The sequence below is a fragment of the Robertmurraya sp. FSL R5-0851 genome, from assembly GCF_038002965.1.
In the GTDB taxonomy this organism is placed as follows: Bacteria; Bacillota; Bacilli; order Bacillales; family Cytobacillaceae; genus Robertmurraya_A; species Robertmurraya_A beringensis.
Map to the genome: position 1 here is coordinate 2,638,685 of NZ_JBBOOE010000001.1, position 22,586 is coordinate 2,661,270.

A 22,586-nucleotide genomic window follows, 5' to 3' on the forward strand; every position below is an offset into this window, starting at 1 on the left:
CATTACTAAAGTGCCAGATATGTTATAATTAACCATGCCAGATCAAAAAAAGGAGGTGTTACAAATGCTTGAAATTACAGTTACTTTAGACTCCCATCTAGACGAGCCACTATACTTACAGCTTTATTCTTTTTTAAAAAAAGAAATGGTTGAAGGCAGACTGATTCCGGATACCAAATTGCCCTCAAAAAGGAAGCTTTCTACACATTTGGGAATCAGCCAAACAACCGTTGAGACAGCCTATCAACAATTAATTGCGGAAGGGTATGTAAAAAGTGAACCGAGAAAGGGATTATTTGTCAACAAATTAGAAATGGATATATTTCCAATTAAAAAGGAACACGTTGCAGCTCGCGACAACTTCCAGCAGAGCCCTTTAGCAAATTCCATAAGTGTGGATTTTGGTCACGGAAACATTGCATTAAATGAGTTTCCGTTTTCTATCTGGCGTAAACTGACGGTACAAAGCCTTTATGAAGATGAAAGTCACCTCTTATTAAGTGGCCATCGGCAAGGTGATCTCCCTCTACGCGTCGAAATCGCCAAGTATTTATATCAATCGCGTGGGGTTCGATGTGAACCTGATCAAATCATAATTGGGGCTGGAACACAATATATGGTTACCTTTCTAACAATGCTCCTTGGACGAGAAAGAGTATATGCAATGGAAAATCCTGGCTTCCACCGATCACGGGAGGCGTTTAGAGATCAAGGTGTCAAGCTCCTCGGAATTAGTTTAGATCAAGATGGAATAAAAATGGAAGACTTGAGAGAAAGTGAAGCAACCGTAGCGTATGTGACCCCCTCGCACCAATTTCCATTGGGAATGGTAATGCCCATCTCTCGAAGAATGGAGCTATTGAAATGGGCCAATGAAACGGAAAGTTATATTATTGAAGATGATTACGACGGAGAATTTCGATATACAGGAAGACCCATTCCTTCGCTACAAGGCCTTGATCATCAGGGGCGGGTTATCTATCTTGGTACTTTTTCGAAATCTTTAATTCCTTCTTTAAGAATTAGTTTTATGGTGCTTCCTCCACCCCTTCTTTCACGATATCAAAATCGTTTTTCCATTTATAAGCAGACTGTATCAAGACTGCATCAACAAACTCTGTATCTGTTTATGAAAGAAGGTCACTGGAATCGGCATTTACAAAAAATGCGAACGACCTATAGGAGAAAACAATCCACCCTGCTCACTCTTATTACAGAAAAATTTGGAAACCAAGTGACAGTAATTGGGGTAGACTCTGGATTACATATTTTACTCGAAGTGCATAACAGCATGACCGAAAGTGAATTAATTAATCATGCTGAAAAAGTCGGGGTAAAGGTGTATCCTACTTCCGTTTATTATGACGTAAATACTTATTCTCTAAATCCAATGGTATTGATCGGATATGGTGGTGTAACAGAAAGCGAAATTCATAACGGGATTACCCTACTACAAAAAGCATGGGAGCTATTTTAGCTCCTGCTGTATTTTATTGATTAAAGCCGCATAAAACGATTGATCATGTGGGACAAATTGTTCCTTGCCAACAGATTTTTCAAAAAAGTTCTTCTCTCCATTTTCCACTTCAAAGCCTTGCATGGGAATGTACTGCTTTTCATCCCTCCAAAGAGCAGAAAAATCAGTAAACTTTATTCGGTATATCCCTGCGACTTCTTCTTCCTGTAGAACAAACGAATCGAATGGGACATTCTTTTGATGTAAAAATACATGGGCTAATTCATTATCAAGTAACGGATCCATTTTAACAGAATACTTGAGAATTCCTAGAGATTTCAGCTCTTCCATATGGACAGACAACCCTATTTCCTCTTTCACCTCTCGTATTCCATCTTCTACTGTTTCATTAGCAAGTAAATGGCCGGCAGCGGTAATATCTAAAAGTTGTGGGTAATCTTTTTTCTTTGGGCTCCGCAACTGAAGAAATATGTAATCGATTCCTTGTTCCTTTTCCATCAACCAATAATGAAACGTCTCATGCCAATATCCTTTTTCATGTATTTCAGCTCGTGTGGCAACTCCAATTGGCTGATGGTCTTCATTAAAAATCCTCAGCAATTCTGACTCCATAACAACTCTCCTTTTTTAGTAAAATCATACATTCATATTATCACAAAAAAGCTTGAGAGTTGCCTCAAGCCACAACTATAGCTTTAGTTGTTTGGCAATAATTATTTTTCATGATCTCCGTGCAACCTGTGTAAATACCAGTAGCCCCCTTTCCACCTCAGGTTTATTACTATTTCAGCATTTCTTTCGTTATGATATATTAGCTGATAGCAACTAGATTTAGGAGGAAACGTTATTGACTAGAAAGACCTCGATAATTACTATCATAATTACCTTTATTCTTATGTCCATCCTACCTTTCCAGGCATGGGCGCATAATGGATCAAGAGATGAGATTGGAGGACATTTCCGAAGCGCTGATTGCGTGTACTTATTACATGAGCCAACGGAACTTGCAAAAAGTGCTACCAATATATCAGAACTCATCACTTTAATTAAAAAACATAATAGTAACTCATGTGCAAGTGAATTAACTGAAAGTAAAGTAGACCTAGAAGGGTATACTTTTTCAAAAATGGCTGTTGATTCCACATCGACTTCAACCAATAACCTATTGGAATTGGGGAAGACGTACGATGCCACATTAGAAAAATGTACAGATGGGGACACCGCGACATTTTCAATTAATGGTACTTCCTATAAAACCAGGTTCCTATATATTGATACACCGGAAAGTACCAACCAACAGGAACCTTACGGAAAAGAAGCAAGCGACTTTTCGTGTTCTGTATTACAAAATGGACAAATAACCATTGAAACCGACGGTCCTTCCCTTTTTGACAAATATGACCGTTTGTTAGCTTGGGTGTTTGTTGATGGAAAACTTCACCAAGAGGAAATTACGAAGGCTGGCTTAGTCGAGGATTTTTACGATTATGGTACCTATAAGTACGAAACCCGCATTGAAGCAGCAATGCTAGAAGCCAAAGCAGGTGGTGTTGGGTTGTATTCCGATAATAAAGAAGCAGAGAATATTCAAGAGAATGCTACTAAAGAAGTAGTGGCACCTTCAGATTCGGAAAAGAATGACGCTTCCACAGAGGAAAATCGGACGCAAGGACATCGGATTGAAAGTAAGCAAAACAGTGGTTCATCAGCATTAGGGATTTTTGCAATAGCAACGGTCCTTCTCTTTTTTATGTTCCCGCGTTTTAGCAGAAAAAGAGGAATTGAACCCCTTCTTATTCATAAAATGTGGACCAAAAACCTTTGGGTCAATGCCTTGTTGCTAATTCCCATATATACGGCTTTATTTTTCTTAGTACTAGTAGTGCTAATCGTGGAAGTCATTCGTTTAATAAAGTTAAAAGCGCAGGAGTAACCTTGCGCTTTTTTCATCCTCTAATATTCTTTTAGAAATTGTGTCTCCGTAATGACTTTCACACCATTTCTTATTAACAACGCTGCTGTTACTCCGTGTCCTTCGACTTTTTCACCGGTAAAGGTACCATCATAGATTTTCCCGCTCCCACATGATGGACTGTTTTCCTTCAATACGACAACAGTTGCTTGGATCTTTTTAATAACATTAAGAGTTTCATAAGCACCTTGAACAAAAGCTTCCGTCACGTCTTTTCCCATGCAATCTATGACCTTAGCCTTTCCATCCAACACATCTTCTCCAACTCCACCGACAATTTCAGCTGGCTCCCTAGGAGTTTCCAGTCCACCTAGCAATTCAGGACATACAGTGATTGCTGTCTTTTCACTTACCAGTTTATGTACTTTTTCATCTAAAGAGCTAAGCCCATTGTATCGAACTGGAAATCCTGCTAAACATGCACTAACGATAATCATATTCCACCTCAAACTCTACTTAATATGACAGGTTATAACGTTATCTTGAATGTTTAATAGCTTGTGCCCGTTTCTTTTAATTCAACCTTTGCAGAAGGTAAGATAATGTGAACCGTAGTCCCTTTATCTACTTCACTTTCAATTTGAAGTTGACCTTGATGGTTCTCGATAATCTTATAACAAGTCATCAAACCTAACCCTGTACCTTTTTCCTTTGTTGTGAAAAATGGTTCACCGAGCGATGGGATACGTTCTTTCGGTATCCCCACACCTTGGTCAGTGATTTGTATTACTACTCCTCTTTCATTATCCTTTTTAACCTTTAACTCAATGGTTCCTCCATTCGGCATCGCCTCAGTAGCATTTTTAAGGATATTTAGAAATACTTGTTTTAACTGATTTTCATCACAATAAACATATGGGAGATTGCTTTTGTATTCCATACTTATTTGGATATTGCTAAGAATCGTTTGAGTTTGAATTAATGTTACTACATCATTTAACAGCTTCTTTACGTCACGCTGCTGCATGGCTGTCGTGGTTGGTTTCGAGAGAAACAGAAACTCACCTACAATACAATTGATACGATCTAATTCTGATAGAACAATATCATAATACACATTTTGACCTTCCTCGCCTTTAAACAATTGAACAAAGCCACGTATGGAAGTTAAAGGGTTTCGAATTTCATGAGCAATCCCTGCCGCCATTTGTCCCAAAAGGGCGAGTTTTTCTGACTTTTGCAACAATTGATCGGTCTGCTCATTCTTCTCTGTAATATCCTTTCCGATAGAAAGAACAGCCTCTACCCCTTCAAAAATAATTTTGAGTGATGACACCTCAAAATCCATCGTCGTTCCATCTTGTCGTTTCAACTTATATTCAATGCTTTTCAAAGGTTTATTTCCACTTGATGCATCTTTTGTCCGTCTTTTCAATTGATCTGCATACTTTGGAGTAACAAGATCTAACGTTGGTTTGCCAATTAGAGCTTCACGATTAGGAGCACGAAGTATCGTGACCGCCAGATCATTTACGTAAATCACTTGCTGATCTTTATGAATAATAATTGCGCTAGGAAGAGAATCTAATAGATTCTTATAACTTCTCTCATTTATCTTTGCAATCTTTTCATAATACTTCGCCTTGTCATAATGCCTTCCAAGGAACCACGCTAGTGCCCCATAAAAGAGAATCTCTAAAGTGAATATACTCTCTCCATGAGAGAAATTATGATAAGTGGTTATCCCTAATGTAAAAAATACAAGTATGATCTGACCCCAATTTTTCATAGGCTTGCCTCTATTAATGGATTTTTTTACTATTATCATATCATAGAAATTATTGGGTAAAATTGAATTCTTTGAAAATATTTTATAGTAAAACATTCCATCGATGCAAGTGAAGGAATTTGTGCCAGAAAGCTGCGAATCTATTCGGCCGCAGTGGAAATCATATATTCAAAACACTTTTTATGTAAAAAGGAAGGGTGTCGCTAATTCATAACTTTGGGGCACCCTCATCTTTTCTTAGCTTGGTTCAACGTGAACATGTACATTATATACATCGTATTCATTTATTAGCTTTTCTTCTACTTTACTAGAGATATCATGTGCTGTTCTGATACTTAAGTTTTCGTTTACTACGATAATAATATCAACAACTGTGTTATTTCCGTAATTTCTTGCGCGAATATCCTTAATGCCCGTTACACCTGAAGTTTTTAATATACTTTCCTTGTATTCCTCAATTAATTGTTCATCAAATCCATCTGTTAATTGATGAGAGGAATCATAAAAAATTTCATAGGCAGTTTTACATATTAAAATCCCGACAATTACAGCAGCTAGTGGATCAAGCCAAGGCAGTTGAAATTGTGAACCTATTATCCCAACTGCTGCTCCTATACTCACCCATGCATCTGATAGATTATCCTTTGCTGCCGCTAATACAGATTGGCTTTTCACTCTCTCCGAAAGCCCTTTATTATACCGATAGACCAAATACATAACCCCAGCACATAGAAGTCCAGTCCACGCGGCTAGTATGTCTGGAACCACCTTTTCATCCGAGAAAATCGAAACAACTGCTTTATGTAATACGCTTAAACCTACTGCCATCATAATAAAAGAAGCAACCAATGACGCAATATTCTCCGCCTTCCAATGGCCATAAGGATGATCTTCATCTGGTGGTTTTTGAGACATTCTTAATCCTATCCATACAGCAATGGAAGCAATGATATCGGTCAAATTATTAAACCCATCTGCCTTTAACGCTTCAGACTGGGCAGAAAATCCAATCAGTAATTTGATTAAAGATAGACAAATATAAGCAACGATACTGATTATCGCCCCTCGCTCGCCTAACCTTAACTGTTCATATCTTTCTTTGTCCATATTCACACCTCCGAGCCCAAAACCTCCTTTAATAGAATAACAATCGAAAGTTAGGTGGGTCTACAGCAACCTTTTTTCATCTCTTTATATAAATGTTGACTATCCAAGAGTGTTTCTCATGGTAAAATTCCGTTATTCCATCAAGAGTAAGAAGTAAATTTTAACATAAAAAGGGCCCGAGACAAACTTGTCACGAGCTAAAGGTAGTTAACCTATTGAATTATGGCAACAAACTTTGTTCCGTCCAGTTTTTTTCGCTACATACAAAGCCTTATCCGCATCCTCTATAAGCATGCTTGGGTTTTCTGTAGTTTCTTTATAAGATGCGACTCCAACGGATACCGTTACCTTTATCACTCCACCGCCTGTTAAGGAAAACTCTGTATTTTCAACTGTTTTTCTAATATACTCTGCAATATCTAGTGCTCTTGCGACTGAAGTGTCTGGAAGAAGGACCGTAAACTCTTCTCCCCCATTCCGGCTGACGATGTCAAAGTTCCTCGTACCTTCGGTTAATAACGTTCCTAATCGCTTTAAAACCAGGTCCCCTTCCGAGTGACCATATGTATCATTAATTTTTTTAAAGAAATCAATATCAATATAAAGAAGAGACAAACTTTGAATACTTTTATTCAGTTCATTAAGCAAGGAATTAAAAACTTCATCAAATTTCCGAACATTATTTAACCCCGTTAATCCATCCGTTGTAGACTCCGATTTATATTTTTCCAATAAAAACTGACTCTTTCTAATAAAATCTAGAATATAGAACGAAAGAAAACCTGCTATATATGAAATGATCCAATATATGGGGATTAATTTGACTAATAAACTTATATCTTTTACTAAATAAATGATCACAAAGGTAAAAATAATATTGGAAAAGGTCAGCATCCATATTACCTTGTTTTTCTTGGATATCCTTTGTGAAGAAATTAATATCGAAAATAAAGTAATAAGGATCATAAGAATGACGGAAGCATACGCAGACGTATTCACACCAATAATAAAACGACCTAAAATGACTAACACCATACCAATTAAAGCCGGCAAAGAACCACCAAAAAAAGCAAGCAAAATAATCGAAATATGTCTTAAATCTACGATTGTTGTATCTATTCGAATGCCGTATTGCATGAGAATATTAGAAAACAATCCACCAACTACACCCAACAAGACTTTTCTCAGAATGGTGGAGTCTTTAGTTAGAGGGCTCGTCGAAAAGATATGTGAGTATAGGAATAGTAAAGAAACAACAATAGCTAAATTCGTAAACAAATCTTTAATCATTAACAATTTTATCACCATAAAGTACCATACCATATTTTTCAACATTGAAAAATACGAAACACTACTTTTCTACCATAAAAATGAAAATCAATTGCGGTGTCTGTCACCCTTCGTGGACAGTTCGGGGTGTTTTGTCCGTCTCAGGCGGACATTACCCCTTGTTTTATGTGCTACATTAGAGCTAAAATAGGATCTTTTATTGAGTGAGAATACTCTTCAAAACATACGTGGAAAAGTAGCCTATCCACCAAGCTTTGATTCCATTTCTTGATTATAAATTTTTTTTGTATTTTGAATAGAATTTGTCCCCTTTTTGGATAGTAAAGAGGATGGAGGTGAAAAATCATGACTGAAAAAGCTAACCCAAATGTTAAACTAGGTGGAAAGATTGTCAAAGAGAAAGGTAACGGTGGAGACCAAATTCATGGGCATGAAAAAGAGAACAAAAATGGAAAATTCAATACCAACCCTAAAACAGGTATGTAAAACAAACCCCACACCCTTCTGTATCTTGATAGGTGTGGGGGATTTATCATTTCAAACCATTTTTCTATACCTTGGAGCCCAAGCCACAAACAATTACAAATTCCTCTATTTCACTTTTCTAGGCTATATGATCTACACTGTTAATCGCTCGATTAACTTCACTTCAATCTCCTCCTGAAAGATCGTTGGGTACTGCATCGCTTGAATAAATAATTTTCTACCTACCTCAACAAGCGGAATTTCAAGTGTAGTAATATTCATAATTTTGGCAATGGGCTGATTATCAAAACCCATAATCGCTAGCTCATTAGGAACAAGTATTCCAAGTTCCCTCGCACAAGTAATAATTCCTGCGGCTACTTGATCACTAGTAACCAATAAAGCGGTAGGGGGAGAGTTCATTTCTTTTAACCGGTCGACGATTCCCTCCCCATCTTCGAAACGAAAGCTATCATAAAAAATATAATCCAGCACCAGTGGATGCCCGTGTTCCAGTAGGAAATTCTTATAAGCTGCCTCTCGCATTTCACTATTTCTGCCTGATTTTCTACCGATGCAATAACCGATTCGCTGATGCCCCTTTTGATGTAAATATTTTAAAGCAATCGAGAAGCTTTTATAATGATCAATATAAGTAGAAGACACGATTTTGTCTTCTACTTCTTCACATAAAATAATTGGTCCATATGTTTTATACTCATTAATTACTTCCCAGTCACTAATCCTTGAACAAATGATTAAGGCATCAATTTGCTTTTGCTTTAGCATATTTAATGCTTCTATTTCTCTTTTCAACTCATAGTTTGTTTGAAAGAGAACGAGCTTGTAATTATTCTTAACTGCTTCATTTGCGATTCCCTCCACTAAAAATCCAAATAAGGAGAATTCGAAAATGGAATAACCACTCCAATCAAATACGTCTTTCCTTTACTTAAGTGAACAGCATTAATATTACGTTGATAATTCACTTCCTCCATCGCTTGTTGCACAGCTGCCTTTTTCTCTTCACTCACATAGGGGTGTTCATTTAATACACGGGAGACAGTCGTAACAGAAACTCCAGCCATTTTTGCTATTTCACGAATATTTGCCATACACTCACCCTTTAAAAAACTTTTTCTTGCTCTGAAACGCGTTTCACCATTTAAGCTAAAAATGTAATAAACAGGGAGAAATGGTTTTTCAATAAAATGGTATAACTTACTAGTAATCTTATCATCTTTTACCTTTTCTCCATACACAAAAAAGGGGGAAGTACAATGTTAGGTCTAATTGCACTATGCTTCACCATTTATTTTTTCGCTTATTTAACGATTAAAGCAGCAGGAACTACCATTCGTGTAGTGCCGATTCGTACATTCGATGATTATTTTATTGACTATAGCAGAACAAAGTTGGGGGATGGAGAAGAATGAGTGAATACAATAATAAATTATTTATATTTACACCCATGGACGCTACATCTTTTTTTCCTAGCGGAACGATTTTTTCTTTTAAACAATACGACCGTCTCATTCATGCGAGTATTAAAGGGGAAAACGTAAAAAAAGGAGAATTAGTCGGGTTAATTAATAAACAGGGTATCTTAGAATACTCCCTTAATTATCAACTGTTTGATCACCAAGTATATGGTGGCGTTGGTACACTAACACCATGTGGAAAAATGGGAACTAGGCTTAAAGGAGTTTATTCTGTTACGAATGTAGAAGAGACTTTCGAGTGTAATTTCACACTAGAAAAAGTGTCACTTCAGAATCAAATAGCTTGGAGAAAAAAGAAGTCATGTTAAAAAAAACAAAGCTTAGGTCACTTCCCCTAAGCTTTGTACCTGTTAATTTATAGAAAAAAAATAAGTAACTGTGAAATAATTGCGACAAAAATAAGTGCAAAAGGATATGCAGCAGCATAGGCAATCGATGCATCATCAGAATCAATTTGTTGATTCACCGCACCTAAACCAGGTGTACTAGTCATTCCCCCACATAATGCTCCGAGAGAATGGATAACACTCATCTTGAATATCTTTCTTGATAAAAAGAAGCCAACAATCATCGGAATGACTGTGATTAATGCCCCACCAAACACCAGACGGAACCCTTCTTCCTGAATTACCTCAACTAACCCCTGACCAGCGGTTGTTCCAGCTCCTGCTAAAAATAATACAAGACCAATATCACGGATTACCTGATTAGAAGGTTGGAAAAAACGAGCTCGTATCGGACCAATTTTTCCGAAATGACCAATAATCAAGGCGATAAAAAGTGGTCCTCCTGCCACCCCTAGTGTAATCGTACCTAGACCTGGAAGATGAATAGGTATCATTCCTACCGCAATTCCAATTAATAATATTAAGCTTAGCGATAGAATATGGATATTCGTAACTACTAGTGACTTTCTAGTAAATAGCTTTCCCGCATCGTTTAGTCGGTCTTCACTACTTACCAATGTTAATATATCTCCTCTTTCGAGCGGCCATCTTGCACTTTGATTGTACTCGAATCCTCCACGTTCAATTCTTGTAACCGTTACTCCGTATTTCCTTCTTAGCTCAAGTTCTTTTATGTTTTTCCCAATGATCTCTTCCGAATCAACCGTTACTTTACGAATCATTACGTGGTCATGGTTTTGTAAATTTGTTGAAACCTCTTTTCCTATATCTTCAATCATGCGATTTAAGTCTTCCCTTAAGCCAACTGCCACCAATCGATCACCATTCAAAATTACCGTATCATTCAATGCTATAATATTTCTATCTCCACGAATCACTCGACTGATGACAACAGAACCATATTGGTTAAATCGTAACTCTTTTAACGTTTTTTTATTGATATTTGGGTCCATGACCTCGATAGTTGTCACTTCAGGTGATTCTTCATTTCTAACAGGACCACTGTATTCATTCAGGTCCTTCTCCATATCCACTTTTAATACCTTAGGCAATAGCTGTACAAAAAGCACCACAGCTAATACGCCAAATGGATATGCAATCCCATAGCCAACCGAAGCGAGAGGATCATTTGTAGCATGTAAGGCAGCCGCAAGACCAGGAGTACTCGTCAATGCTCCAGTCATAATTCCTATACTAAGTGCTGGCGATAAATCAAACGCCTTCGCAACCACTACAGTTGTAATCGCTGCGACAAATACAATAATTAACCCAATAAATCCAAAGATCATTCCACTAGATCTCATCATACGGAAAAAGCGCGGTCCAGCCTGTAAACCAATTGCGACAATAAATAAGCTTAATCCGAGATTTTGAACCGTATGAGGAATATCATAACCCCAGTGACCAAAAAACATGGCCACAAGAAGAACACCTGAAGATCCCAGACTTAACCCTCTTATCTCCATTTGTCCGAGAACAGAGCCTAAGAATAAGATAACAAATAATAATAGCAGCGGTTCCTTTAATAACACCACAACCCAATCCACAACACATTCCCCCATGAGTAACAGCAACATTTTTCTCCATTATATTCTCTTCGAATTCAAAAAAAAGAACTTACTACATTAATTCACGAGATTGCCTTAATGAATACGCTTAAATTATTAAAGCAAACTAAGACTGTGTTGAAAAACACAATTCAATGTGGAGGGTGATACTTTGAATATGCTAATCCGCTCCTTTATGATGATAGTAAAAGTACTATATAAGCTAGAAAAGCTTAGCTATGTGCTAATGACAATCTTTAGGATGCCTGCCTTTAGTAAAGCATAAGCTGTATCTATTATCCCATTGAGAAAAAAGGTAAGCTCAACGCTTACCTTTTCTATTACATTTCTACTTAAGTTTTTATGCGACAAAATATTGAATATATATTATTCGCCAAGCTGTTGAATTTGATTAGAAAGCTCTGTTAACTCTTGTATAGTTGTAAATAATTCGGTATTTTCCAATAAAGCAGGGTCTAGTTCCCCATTTTCAATATTTGATAAAAATACATTTATCCCTTCTAATGCCTTGTCGTTTTGCTCCATAACCTGTTGATGGATATCCTCCGCGATACTTGGAGCTTCGAGTTTACTAAATGCTTCAATCTCTTGTTTCATCTCCAATAATCTTGTTTCTAAATCTTCTAAAGCTTGTGTATCGGAAATTGCTTGCTCGGCCATTGCTGGTACTTCGTTTGCAAACTCCGTCGCTTCATTTACATATTCTGTTGCTTGATTTACGTAGTCGAGTGTTCCATTCACTTCTTCCAAAAACGAACAACCGCTTAATCCAATCACCGCTGTTAACGCAACTGCCAACCGCTTTAACCTCATTCTTTTCTCCTCCAGTATTTTATTATTGAAAAATAAGAAGGATCACTACCAACATGGTAATGATCCTACAAAAAGGGGCAGACCTTTACCAAAACATTGGCAAAGGTCTCGCTAGCAACAAAAATTGCCCAACAAAGCCGGAGAATTTTATCTCGTAATGACGACTTTATTGTTATAGCTACTCCCCTTTGATATTAATTATCCTCATAATAATCATACGTGTAAGCATGCAGAGAAGTCAAATGATTTGAAGTTCCCATTCTTACTCGTTACCTAAAGATGTTTCCCATTTTGCAACTTCATCCTTTACAATCGGAGCCACTTCCTTGCCTAGTAATTCTATTGCCTTCATTACATTTTCATGAGGCATAGAGCCAACCGGTACGTGAAGCATAAATCGAGTAATCCCAACGTTCTTTCGTAAATGAATGATTTTATCTGCCACTGTTTTTGAATCTCCAACGTATAAAGCACCTTCAAAGCTACGTGCCGCATCAAAGCTAGCACGACCATAATGCCCCCAACCGCGCTCCCGTCCAAGTACATTCATGACCTGTTGGGTTGATGGGAAAAACTTGTCTGCAGCAACTTCCGTTTCTTCAGCTATAAATCCATGCGAGTGAGAAGCTACCGTTAGTTTCGAAACATCATGACCGGCATGAGCAGCTGCTTTCTTATAGAGCTCAACTAGTGGAGCAAATTGTACAGGTCTTCCTCCAATTATAGCTAATACGAGTGGAAGACCAAGAATTCCAGCACGGATGACCGATTCGGAATTCCCCCCACTTCCAATCCAGACCGGAAGTGGATGTTGGACCGGACGTGGATACACTCCTTTTTGATGAATGGCCGGTCTATGTTTACCTGACCAAGAAACAATTTCAGAATCCCTAATCTTTAGTAATAAATCCAACTTCTCTTCAAACAATTCGTCATAATCGGCTAAATCGTACCCGAATAATGGAAATGACTCAATAAATGACCCTCGTCCTGCCATAATTTCGGCTCGCCCATTTGAAATCGCATCTAGTGTTGCAAAATCTTGAAACACACGAACAGGATCAGCTGACGAAAGCACAGTAACCGCACTCGTCAGACGGATACGTTTTGTTTGCGAAGCAGCCGCAGCTAATAAGACTGCTGGAGAAGATGCAGCAAAATCTGCTCTATGATGCTCGCCTACCCCAAACACATCTAAACCGACTTGATCAGCTAGAACGATTTCTTCCACCACTTCGCGAATCCGTTGTGCATGACTAACTACCTTTCCTGTCTCAACATCCGGTGTTGTTTCTACAAATGTACTTACACCTATTTCCAATATGAATCCTCCTATACCATAAGTAGTTATGTATGTATACCTTAGACACTATGCGACTTGGATATATAACTTTATCATAATCATTCTAATCTAAAAATGCTACTTTCACCTCTATTCAAAAAAAACGGAAAAAATTCTCCACAAAAAAAGCATTTCTACATAGAAACGCTCCTCTTTTTTATTTTTTGGTGAGTTGCTTCTGTAAAAGCACCTCTGTATCTAGCCTGTTTAACGGAGGACTGAACAGATAACCTTGATATTCGTCACATTCAATGGATCGTAAGAAGAGCTTTTGACTATCGTCTTCTACTCCCTCTGCAATCACCTTGTAATTTAATCCTTTAGCCATCAAAACAATCAATTTAACTATGGCAACATTTTTCTCACTTGTATGAAGTGAAGAAATAAAGGATCGATCAATCTTCAAGTGGTCAATAGGATACTGGTTCAAGTATTGCAACGAGGAATAGCCTGTACCAAAATCGTCCATAGCAATATGGAAACCCATTTCCTTTAGTGATTGCAACTTAGAAAGTGTTTCTTCAATTGAACCCATTGCCACACTTTCAGTAATTTCTAGTTCAATATTCTCAGGATTTGCTTTTGTTTCAAATAAAGTCTCGGTTACTTTTTCAATAAAGTTGTTCTGTTGAAATTGAATGGCTGATATATTGACGGCGATTCGAATCGGTAAAATACCCTGTTCTCCCCATTTCACAGATTGCAAACAAGCTTCTTTCAATACCCATTCTCCTAGAGGAAGAATAAGTCCCGTTTCCTCTGCCAGAGGAATAAACTCGCAAGGTGGAACCATGCCTTGATCAGGTCGAATCCAGCGCAACAACGCTTCTACCCCAACAATCTTATTGTTTTCAAGAGAAACCTGAGGCTGGTAGTATAACTCTAGTTCATTTCGCTCAATCCCTTTTCGTAACGCGTTCTCCATTGTCACTTGAGGTTCTATGTCCATTTCGGCATGGTATATTTTATAGTGATTTTTTCCAGCTTCCTTCACTTTATACATGGCTGTGTCAGCCTTCATTAATAGAGACTCAAAGCTGTTGCCATGTTCCGGGAAAATTGACACCCCAATACTAGGTGTCACATATAGTTCTTCCCCTCTAATATCATAGGTTTTTCGAAGGACAGTAAGAATATTTTCTGCGATTTTCTCAATTTGTATTTCGTTTTTATTTTCGAGTAAAATTCCGTATTCGTCTCCACCAATACGGCAAACTAGCTCACTTGGTTTAAGACTCGAAGTTAATCGATCTCCTACCTCTTTTAACAATAAATCCCCATATGAATGTCCTAGACTGTCATTTATATGCTTAAAGCGGTCTAAATCTAGTAGCAAGAAGGCTATTTTCTTTTTACTTCGTACATGATGGTTACTGATCGCTCTTGAAAGCCGCTTTTCAATAAATCTCCTATTGGGCAAACCCGTCACAACGTCATGATAAGCTAAATATTCCATCTGATTAATCGTTTCAACCAACCGGTCCGTTCTCTCTTTAACCTTTACCTCAAGTTGCTCATTTAAATCATTCAATTCAGAAACCAATTTATCATTTTCTAACAAGGTAAAAAGTTGTCTTAAGACCACTAATAGAATCGTTAAAAACAGGCCTACGACCACAGGCGCAGTGTGATAAATTTGAGAGATCACATACAAGGATAGCAACACCACCCCCGCATAAGGCAAACTGTGCCTAACAAAGAATCGATTCTCAATTTGTGAATCATTCTTATGTTTCACCTGAGATGGTGTTTCATGATAGATACCAGCTAAAGCCAGGAAAAACAACGAAAGGATCCATAAAGGCTCTGAAATACTTCCTACCGTGTATAGATTTTTCACAGATAAATAGGAGAATAAGGTATCTGCTAAGATTTGTACCAATAAACCTACTATTAATAAATATAAAGTCTTTTTATTAAAAACGGTATTTGAAGCAATTAAAAGACTGATGACTCCTCCTAAAACCCCAAGATCTAATATCGGATACATGAGTTCTACTAGATGAAATGGATTTCCCTTCATTTTTAATAACGGAGCGATAATGAACACCCAATTAAATGTGGTTGCAACGGCCATGATGATCAACATATCAAAGGAAAATCGTATGGTAAGTAACTTACTTTTTACAACGTTCATCATGTATAAAAGGGCAACAAAATAAAACCCATTCTGTCCAATCCAAAAGATTTTTGGTAGCAGAAGAGTATCTCCATGAACACCTAAGATAAACTCGTAAAACACCCAAATAAGAATCCCTATTATATAACTTAAGATTCCTAATCCTAAATATAACCAAAACTTTTTGGCCTTGCCGTCGTCATTTTTATATGTTGCAAAAAGCCAGCCAAAAGATGTTAAGCAGGCAATGGTTTGGAATGTAACTCCACCCCAGTCCAAAAAAGCTTGCTTATGCTGAAAGAAATAATTCCATAAGAAGTTTGAAATGATAAAAAAAGCGATAAAAAGGTAAGCAAACTTTTTATTTTTCAGGGCGTACATTATTTTCTCCTTTTATATATAAATCGGTTTCCTATCAAACCCTTGGGTGGAAGGAATAATCCATGGATATTTTTGTTTATTTGAATATACCTCTTTAGAGTGGATAATTGCAGGAATCACGTAATCACCTTTATAATACATTTGATCCGCAACAGCTTCGATCGGTATTTTGTATACATTTCTTAATGCTCTATAGAATACTCTCTCCAAAAGAACCACGCAATAGTTCATTTGGTAGAATTCTGTGTAATGAACAAACAGAGATAATAATCTTTCGAGGTTTTTCCCTCTATATTTCTTTAAAATAGATACTTTATCTATTTCAATGACCTTCATGGGATTCGCTTCTAACATCTCGATCTCATGAAAGGGGAAAACTGTGTTAATGTAATTTTGCAACGTTGGGTAGTAGGATTTGAACTCAATCGTACCAATTTCTCTATTGGCTTGATCCAAAATAATAAATCGGTCTGTCTCATCGAAGGTCGGATCTAGCATATAACCCTTCTCGAGCCAGCATTCCATCCATATTTCATTAAATGTATTAAGATCCGCCAATGTCTCAACTTTTATAAACATCTTATCCTCCACTAGTTCGATTGATCATCTTAGTTCAGATCTAGTTGTAATGCCATAAGAATTACTTTTATCCTATATATATACTACAATAGTATTATAAGGAAGTGGAAAAGTTGAGGTTATTAAATAAAAGCTCCCGACCTAATATCCCATTTCGACTAAACATTTTATTAGTACATCTCGAAGCACGACTTTCATGTCTACTATCTATCATAAATTCAACAAAAAAAGCGCAGTTTCGTACCACTTCACCACGCTTATGATCTTTTGAATTACAGAATTCATCTACAAAATATACGACCCATAATCTTAATTTATCCAACTGGATCAGTTGAGAAGTATTTTAAGGTATTTTATTACTTTTTCCTTAAAATACTCTTTGTGATGATCTACAATGATTTTTTCTTTTTCTTCTTCTTATCCTTTTTTTTCCTTCCCTTGTCATTTTCTTTACTTTCTTCTTTATATTTTTTATTGAATCTTTCCATAAATAAAGACATCTTCTCACTCCTTTTTCAAACTTGTTCCCTAATATTTATATTATTAAAGGAGAAATTTGGTATAGGACAAATGTACATATTCATAAAAATACAACAGGATCATATCCACCATCCAAACCGAATGGAGTACTAAGTGTATATTGATTATGGAATTCAATTCACACCTTTATCACACAAGTAAGCAATAGCCTCTAGATGATCTCCAATAATACGTAAGACAGCCTTTGGGTGCCCTAATTTTGAGAAGTGTTGATCCGGACGGATTCGATTTGGCTTCATTACATCAACAAAATGAACATTTTCTAATTTATACCCTTGAAGAATTCCTTTTACATGAGCTAAGTTTGGATTTATTAAAGAATCCCACCCTATTCCATTTAGGCAGGATCTACTGATCGCATGTGGAACAGCTACTAACGAACCGACCCCTAATTCTTTGCAATTACATATCATATTTAATAGATACTTGTAAAGATTAACCACGTAAAGTGGAAAGTAATCGATATTTAGATCATTAAGTGCAATATCCGCCCCGTTCGCTACACTTAATCCAAACTGTTGAAGGTCTCTAAAGTGTATTGGGAAATCAGCATCTATAAAAAGAAGAATATCTCCCTTTGCAAAAAGCGCTCCAATCGCTCTACCTACATCTATACCTAAGGCTTCCTCAAATACTAAGACCGTGGTCCCATACTGTTTGGCAATTTCTTCTGTCTTATCATTTGATCCATTTACAACCACAATAATTTCTAACGGCTCTGCCAGCCTAGCTTGACTAATAACAGCTCCGATTGTTGTTTCCTCATTTTGTGCGGGGATAACTATAGAAAGCTGCTTCCCTCCATATAAAGAAGAAGTTCTTCCGGACCCCATATGGATAGTAGCATAGTCCGATAATTTATTGGATTTTTTTATGTCCTCTACAATATCTCTTCTTCTACCACCATCATGATAGTTGCCTCTTTCCCCATGAATACGAAACCACTCAATCCAAGCCTCTAAGAACATATTTAGCTCTTTTATTTCAGTATCGGAAATAGGAATTGTGTAATGTGATTGTTCTGGGGTATAGTGGTTACCTATAAATTGAGATTCAATAGAAATGTGGCGACTTATATTAAAGTCATTTTCTAAAATTTTCAAATGTGCTACAACAAGATTTTCAAAGCAATCTGTTCCTAAAGATTTCTTTACTTTTTTTGTAAAGGCATGTGGCAATGAAAGAAGTGAGTCAATAAGAAAATGGTTAAATCCTAGGCTGTCATTAAAAACTTGCCTACACAGAGTTAAGCAATCTGGCCATTGTTTTACTCTTTTTTGGAGAAATGAAGGCGATATATTATTTAGTACAACATCAGCCCGGGAACTTATGATTGGTTCAAGAAATAACTCTATTTGCTCTGTTTGAATAGTTGAGTCGTTGCTATTAATGAAAAGAAAAATATCTCCGATAGCTTCGTTCAATGCTGCAATATATCCTTCATTCTGCCCCGTTTCCTCTTTTACAATTACCTTACATTCTTTTGATTTTAAATAAGAAATTAACTCTTTATTCTCACTGTTTGACAATATAACTATGACCTCAATTGGATTTAGAGACCAAACTTTTGTCACCAGGGCTGGATCAAAGTTATTAGAACCAATTAGGATGATTGTTACACTTTCTCCCATGAGTTTCTTCCTCCATTTTTCAAAATTTTCTATTAAAAATCCTTTCATAATAATTCATCCCCTAACTTTATTGGGAGAAACACACTTTAAATTTTTTTAAGTGATATATTCTCATGGTCGCCAATATTCCCATGTTCAGCCGGAGTCTGTCCTTTTTTAGATAGAACAATAAAATTTATTGAATCTTCTTTTGATGCAAGTGCCCCATTCGAACAGGTTGCATCTAGCCCAACTGGCTGCTTCATGACCAAAAGAGCAGCACCTAACTTTACCTCAACATCTGCTGTACCATCAGTTGAACTATTTAAAAAAAACAATAATTTTAAGGGAGTTCAGTTACAATGCATTCTGTATAGCCTGATGTAATGATTCCATACTGGTCCAATAGGTATAATTATAGTTAAGCTTTACCAACATGGATAATCATCTACTCCAGCTACTTCATCGATTACTGATTGAAGCTTTTCAGTTCGTTCTGATATAAATATAATTGGAGTATATCGAGGGGTTTTTAAATGATCCGTACAGTAATTATGTGAATATATATCATTCTTTTTTGTTCTACATCCTTGAACCCCTACACGAGGAACGTATTAATGGACTATATATTTTACTGCCCTTAAATGATCTCCAATGATCCAACTTGTCTTCTTACCTTTAGTAACTAAATTACTATGAATATACCTTATTTTATTGGTTGTTATCACATCAACTGTTGTTGCACAAATCCTAAGTCCCTCATTAATATATTATTTATCGCTTTTCTGCTTAGAGAAATGAGGAACTGCTAAAATTGAATTCAAAGAGAGGACAGGTGGACGAAGATATTGATTTAGAGTAATTTTGCAAACAGTTGTAAAATGAGGACATTTTTTTTGTTTAGCCAAGAATGATAGATCATTTAAGGCAACATTGTAACCATCTTTCATAGCATTGATAAGAGGTTATGGTTCATGAATTGTACCTTTATATCAGCGTCGAAAAATAATAAACAATCGGCCGTTGCATATTTCGCACAAATGCCTCTACCCACATCATTCTCAAGAGTCTCATCATGAGAAATAATTTTGCATCCGTAAGTCTTGACAATTTCACCTGTTCTATCTGATGTACCATTAAGAACAAGAATAATTTCTTTTGTGGACAATTTACTTGCTTCTTGCAATACCATATCAATTGTTTGTTCTTCTTCTTGAACAGGAATAACAATTGATCAATCCATACTAACACCTCCAACATTACTGGTTACCTCGTATTGGAACAATATAGTACCTCTACCTATATTATGCATATTATTATGCATTGTTAAGATGTCTACATAATCTTTTAGGTTTAGCAATTCTTTTAGGTTTAGCAATTCTTTTAGGTTTAGCAATTCTTTTAGGTTTAGCAATTCTTTTAGGTTTAGCAATTCTTTTATGTATAATCTATTAAGGTTTTTATAAAAAAAAGACACCCTAAAGGGTGCATGAGAGATTACACAAGCTTTTTACTTTAGCGAGATTCTCCAGTTCTGATAGACACCACATGTCTTTTTTCCAATTGTCTTGTAGCATTCAAATCAAATTTAAAATTACTGGAAAAAGACTCTGTGAAACCACCCGTAGAACCAGTTCCGCCTGTCGATCCAGTGCCGCCTGTCGATCCAGTTCCACCAGTAGATCCAGTAGCAAAGAGCATACATGTCCCTCCTTTCCATTTAATAGACTCTCGGCATTCGCCGAGTTAGATGGTACAAGGATTTTCTTGTACCATTTTTATTTGATTCCTCCTACTTTTAGTAGGGGGATGTTTCACGTTTTATAAGAAGAATTGGAAATTCCTCAGTGAAATTTTGTTGATTTTTTTGTCGAAAATACTTGACTTTTTGAAAACACCACAATAATCGCCGGCGAAGGGATTTATTTCCTTATAAACCGTGAATTGGGGTGTTGAGGTGAAGCCAACTGTCGTTAGTCATGAAGATTACCAAAACTTCGTTTTAGAACAATTAAGAAAGCATTACTCTGGTAACGTCCTTACTATTGTAAATAATGATTGGCCCATTATTTACAAGTTATGGATCACTGACCTTTCTCAGATTACCTCGTGGCTTCGGAGCTCTTATTCGAATAAAGGTCCGGAGCCTCGTGATCCGTCTTCTATGATGCGCTCTTACCTTTTGCTTCTTTTGGCTAAACCAACTCTCAGTATTACTGAATGGGTTGATGAATTGTATCGAGTGCCTTTCTATGCCATCATGAGTGGCTTTGAACCGGGGAAAGTTCCTGGTATAGGGACTTTCTACGATTTTTTCCACCGTTTATGGGGAAGGGATAACGCTAATATAAAACCCAATATCAAACCGAAACGCCAAAAAAAGAAAAAGAAGAAACCCAAGAAAGGCGAAAAAGCGTCCCCATCAAGTCCAGGTATAGTTAGAAAGTTAATCGATCGTTTTTTTCGTTATGATGCTAAGAAAAAAGTGCTGCCAAGCGATCGATTATTTGAATTATTTCAATCTCAATTTCTCCATGTATCAGCGAACCTAGGCTTACTCGGAGACTTGGACGCTCTAGGGGTTGTCGGAGACGGTACCCCGATTGAAACGGCTAGATTTCCAAGAAGCAAGCGTACTTGTGAATGCAGTGCCCAAGGACTAACGAATTGTAACCATCCTCGTCATTATTCCCAACCTGACATCGACTCAGGGTGGGACAGTTCACGGGAACGCTACTTCAACGGATACCATCTCTACATGTTATCCACTAGCGACAGTCGATACGACCTACCCTTGTATCCAAGACTTCAACCAGCTTCCCGGCATGATTCTGTCAGTCTTGTTGCCAGTTCTATTGAATTTTCGCAACGCACTACCTTGGGCACAATTGGTAAGATTCTCTTGGATGCTGCTCATGATGCGGAACCTATTTATGAATTGCTAGATCATTATAATATCGAGCCTTTCATTGATCTGAATGTTCGAACCAAGAAAAATTTCAGCACTGAAAGCGATATACAAATATCTCCCGAAGGGACACCAATTTGTTCTGCAGGGTTAAAAATGAAGCCCAATGGTTTTGATAAATCCAAAAACCGGCAGAAATGGAGATGTCCACTCGCATGCGGCACAAAAATTACTTGTGAGAATCCCTGTTCTAAAGCTAAATACGGTCGAACATTTCATACATTCCGGAAGGACAACCTTCGGTTGTTTACTAAGACTCCGAGAACGTCTGAAAAGTGGAAGCTAACTTATAAGCGTCGTACATCTGTAGAACGGTCGAACAAACGTGAAAAGGTTGATTATCATTTAGAATTAGGTCGTCATCGTTCCACGAAAATGTGGTACATTCGGACTTATGCCATTATGATGTGCCAACATATTGATGCTTGGTACGACGTTAAAAAAGAAAAGCTGAATCTCGAAAATGTCATTTTTAAAAAGTCTGCTTAATCATTTTTAAAAATTTTATAAGCAAGGCTTATTTGGTATGCATTTTTTTGAAAAAGGAAATGAAAAAAAGGAATTTTCATCGAATCGAAGCTAATTTCCAGTTATTTTTTTACAAATCCCATAAAAATGACTTAGTTATTCCGAGAGTCTATTTTAAATATGAGCATTATATTCAAAATTACTCGCCATGATTGGACAAGTAACGCAATGATAGATAAATGGTTTGAT

General features: G+C 36.9%; 22 protein-coding genes. 6 read left to right on the forward strand and 16 right to left on the reverse strand.

The annotated features are described in order from the left end of the window. Positions 1–64: 64 nt before the first annotated feature. Positions 65–1,477: a MocR-like pyridoxine biosynthesis transcription factor PdxR gene (pdxR, locus tag MKX65_RS13515; RefSeq protein WP_340904009.1), complete on the forward strand. Its 1,413-nt coding sequence runs from the start codon at positions 65–67 to the stop codon at positions 1,475–1,477. Here pdxR and MKX65_RS13520 read toward each other — a convergent pair. Continuing rightward, positions 1,469–2,089 carry an NUDIX hydrolase gene (locus MKX65_RS13520; protein ID WP_340904010.1) on the reverse strand — a complete coding sequence of 207 codons (621 nt, stop codon included), beginning with the start codon at positions 2,087–2,089 and terminating at the stop codon, positions 1,469–1,471. The two genes, pdxR and MKX65_RS13520, sit on opposite strands and share 9 nt — an antisense overlap. Positions 2,090–2,324: 235 nt before the next feature. Between MKX65_RS13520 and MKX65_RS13525 the strand changes: the two genes are divergently transcribed. Next, on the forward strand, positions 2,325–3,410 hold the full coding sequence (locus MKX65_RS13525) for a thermonuclease family protein (RefSeq protein ID WP_340904011.1): 1,086 nt from the start codon (positions 2,325–2,327) through the stop codon (positions 3,408–3,410). Positions 3,411–3,430: 20 nt separating this feature from the next. On the opposite strand, the gene MKX65_RS13530 is transcribed toward MKX65_RS13525, so the two are convergent. The 4 genes from MKX65_RS13530 to MKX65_RS13545 all read right to left on the reverse strand — a co-directional run bounded on the left by MKX65_RS13530 (position 3,431) and on the right by MKX65_RS13545 (position 7,593). Continuing rightward, positions 3,431–3,886, reverse strand: a complete 456-nt coding sequence (locus tag MKX65_RS13530; RefSeq protein ID WP_340904013.1) for a DUF523 domain-containing protein — start codon at positions 3,884–3,886, stop codon at positions 3,431–3,433. Positions 3,887–3,939: 53 nt separating this feature from the next. After that, the gene (locus MKX65_RS13535; protein ID WP_340904014.1) at positions 3,940–5,178 is read right to left on the reverse strand and encodes an ATP-binding protein; all 1,239 of its coding nucleotides are present in this window, start codon (positions 5,176–5,178) and stop codon (positions 3,940–3,942) included. Positions 5,179–5,415: 237 nt separating this feature from the next. Continuing rightward, a complete protein-coding gene (locus MKX65_RS13540) occupies positions 5,416–6,285 on the reverse strand; it encodes a cation diffusion facilitator family transporter (protein WP_340904015.1) in 870 nt (289 codons plus the stop codon). A gap of 207 nt (positions 6,286–6,492) precedes the next feature. Further along, positions 6,493–7,593, reverse strand: a complete 1,101-nt coding sequence (locus MKX65_RS13545) for a GGDEF domain-containing protein (RefSeq protein ID WP_340904016.1) — start codon at positions 7,591–7,593, stop codon at positions 6,493–6,495. Positions 7,594–7,920: 327 nt separating this feature from the next. On the opposite strand from MKX65_RS13545, the gene MKX65_RS13550 reads away from it, so the two are divergent. Then, positions 7,921–8,061 (forward strand): hypothetical protein, encoded by a 141-nt coding sequence (locus MKX65_RS13550; protein ID WP_340904018.1) that lies wholly within the window; start codon positions 7,921–7,923, stop codon positions 8,059–8,061. 132 nt (positions 8,062–8,193) lie between these two features. Here MKX65_RS13550 and MKX65_RS13555 read toward each other — a convergent pair whose 3' ends face one another. Next, positions 8,194–8,925, reverse strand: a complete 732-nt coding sequence (locus MKX65_RS13555) for a substrate-binding domain-containing protein (protein WP_340904019.1) — start codon at positions 8,923–8,925, stop codon at positions 8,194–8,196. Beyond that, a complete protein-coding gene (locus tag MKX65_RS13560; protein ID WP_340904020.1) occupies positions 8,925–9,155 on the reverse strand; it encodes a LacI family DNA-binding transcriptional regulator in 231 nt (76 codons plus the stop codon). Before MKX65_RS13560 ends, MKX65_RS13555 begins: the two co-directional genes overlap by 1 nt. 165 nt (positions 9,156–9,320) lie before the next feature. Between MKX65_RS13560 and MKX65_RS13565 the strand changes: the two genes are divergently transcribed. Continuing rightward, entirely contained in the window at positions 9,321–9,476 is a 156-nt protein-coding gene (locus tag MKX65_RS13565; RefSeq protein WP_160549571.1) for a hypothetical protein, read from the forward strand. After that, on the forward strand, positions 9,473–9,850 hold the full coding sequence (locus tag MKX65_RS13570) for a hypothetical protein (protein WP_160549570.1): 378 nt from the start codon (positions 9,473–9,475) through the stop codon (positions 9,848–9,850). The genes MKX65_RS13565 and MKX65_RS13570 overlap by 4 nt, the downstream gene beginning before the upstream one ends. Positions 9,851–9,897: 47 nt before the next feature. Here MKX65_RS13570 and MKX65_RS13575 read toward each other — a convergent pair whose 3' ends face one another. From MKX65_RS13575 to MKX65_RS13615, 9 genes are all read right to left on the reverse strand, one after another. Beyond that, positions 9,898–11,496 (reverse strand): aspartate:alanine exchanger family transporter, encoded by a 1,599-nt coding sequence (locus MKX65_RS13575; protein ID WP_340904021.1) that lies wholly within the window; start codon positions 11,494–11,496, stop codon positions 9,898–9,900. 387 nt (positions 11,497–11,883) lie between these two features. Further along, entirely contained in the window at positions 11,884–12,330 is a 447-nt protein-coding gene (locus MKX65_RS13580) for a DUF6376 family protein (RefSeq protein ID WP_340904022.1), read from the reverse strand. Positions 12,331–12,592: 262 nt separating this feature from the next. Further along, positions 12,593–13,651 (reverse strand): LLM class flavin-dependent oxidoreductase, encoded by a 1,059-nt coding sequence (locus MKX65_RS13585; RefSeq protein WP_340904024.1) that lies wholly within the window; start codon positions 13,649–13,651, stop codon positions 12,593–12,595. A gap of 178 nt (positions 13,652–13,829) precedes the next feature. Continuing rightward, positions 13,830–16,172: a putative bifunctional diguanylate cyclase/phosphodiesterase gene (locus MKX65_RS13590; protein ID WP_340904026.1), complete on the reverse strand. Its 2,343-nt coding sequence runs from the start codon at positions 16,170–16,172 to the stop codon at positions 13,830–13,832. A 12-nt stretch (positions 16,173–16,184) separates the two neighbouring features. Beyond that, positions 16,185–16,751: a hypothetical protein gene (locus MKX65_RS13595; RefSeq protein ID WP_160545393.1), complete on the reverse strand. Its 567-nt coding sequence runs from the start codon at positions 16,749–16,751 to the stop codon at positions 16,185–16,187. Between the two features lie 653 nt (positions 16,752–17,404). Beyond that, the gene (locus tag MKX65_RS13600; protein ID WP_160545394.1) at positions 17,405–18,922 is read right to left on the reverse strand and encodes a glycosyltransferase; all 1,518 of its coding nucleotides are present in this window, start codon (positions 18,920–18,922) and stop codon (positions 17,405–17,407) included. Positions 18,923–19,008: 86 nt separating this feature from the next. Further along, complete coding sequence (locus MKX65_RS13605) at positions 19,009–19,173, reverse strand: hypothetical protein (protein ID WP_160545395.1); 165 nt, start codon at positions 19,171–19,173, stop codon at positions 19,009–19,011. A gap of 674 nt (positions 19,174–19,847) precedes the next feature. Beyond that, positions 19,848–20,132 (reverse strand): glycosyltransferase, encoded by a 285-nt coding sequence (locus MKX65_RS13610; protein ID WP_340906258.1) that lies wholly within the window; start codon positions 20,130–20,132, stop codon positions 19,848–19,850. Positions 20,133–20,416: 284 nt separating this feature from the next. Further along, on the reverse strand, positions 20,417–20,602 hold the full coding sequence (locus MKX65_RS13615) for a hypothetical protein (RefSeq protein WP_160545397.1): 186 nt from the start codon (positions 20,600–20,602) through the stop codon (positions 20,417–20,419). Between the two features lie 256 nt (positions 20,603–20,858). Here MKX65_RS13615 and MKX65_RS13620 point away from each other — a divergent pair, with 256 nt between their 5' ends. Continuing rightward, entirely contained in the window at positions 20,859–22,358 is a 1,500-nt protein-coding gene (locus MKX65_RS13620; protein ID WP_340902990.1) for a transposase, read from the forward strand. Positions 22,359–22,586 lie beyond the last annotated feature (228 nt).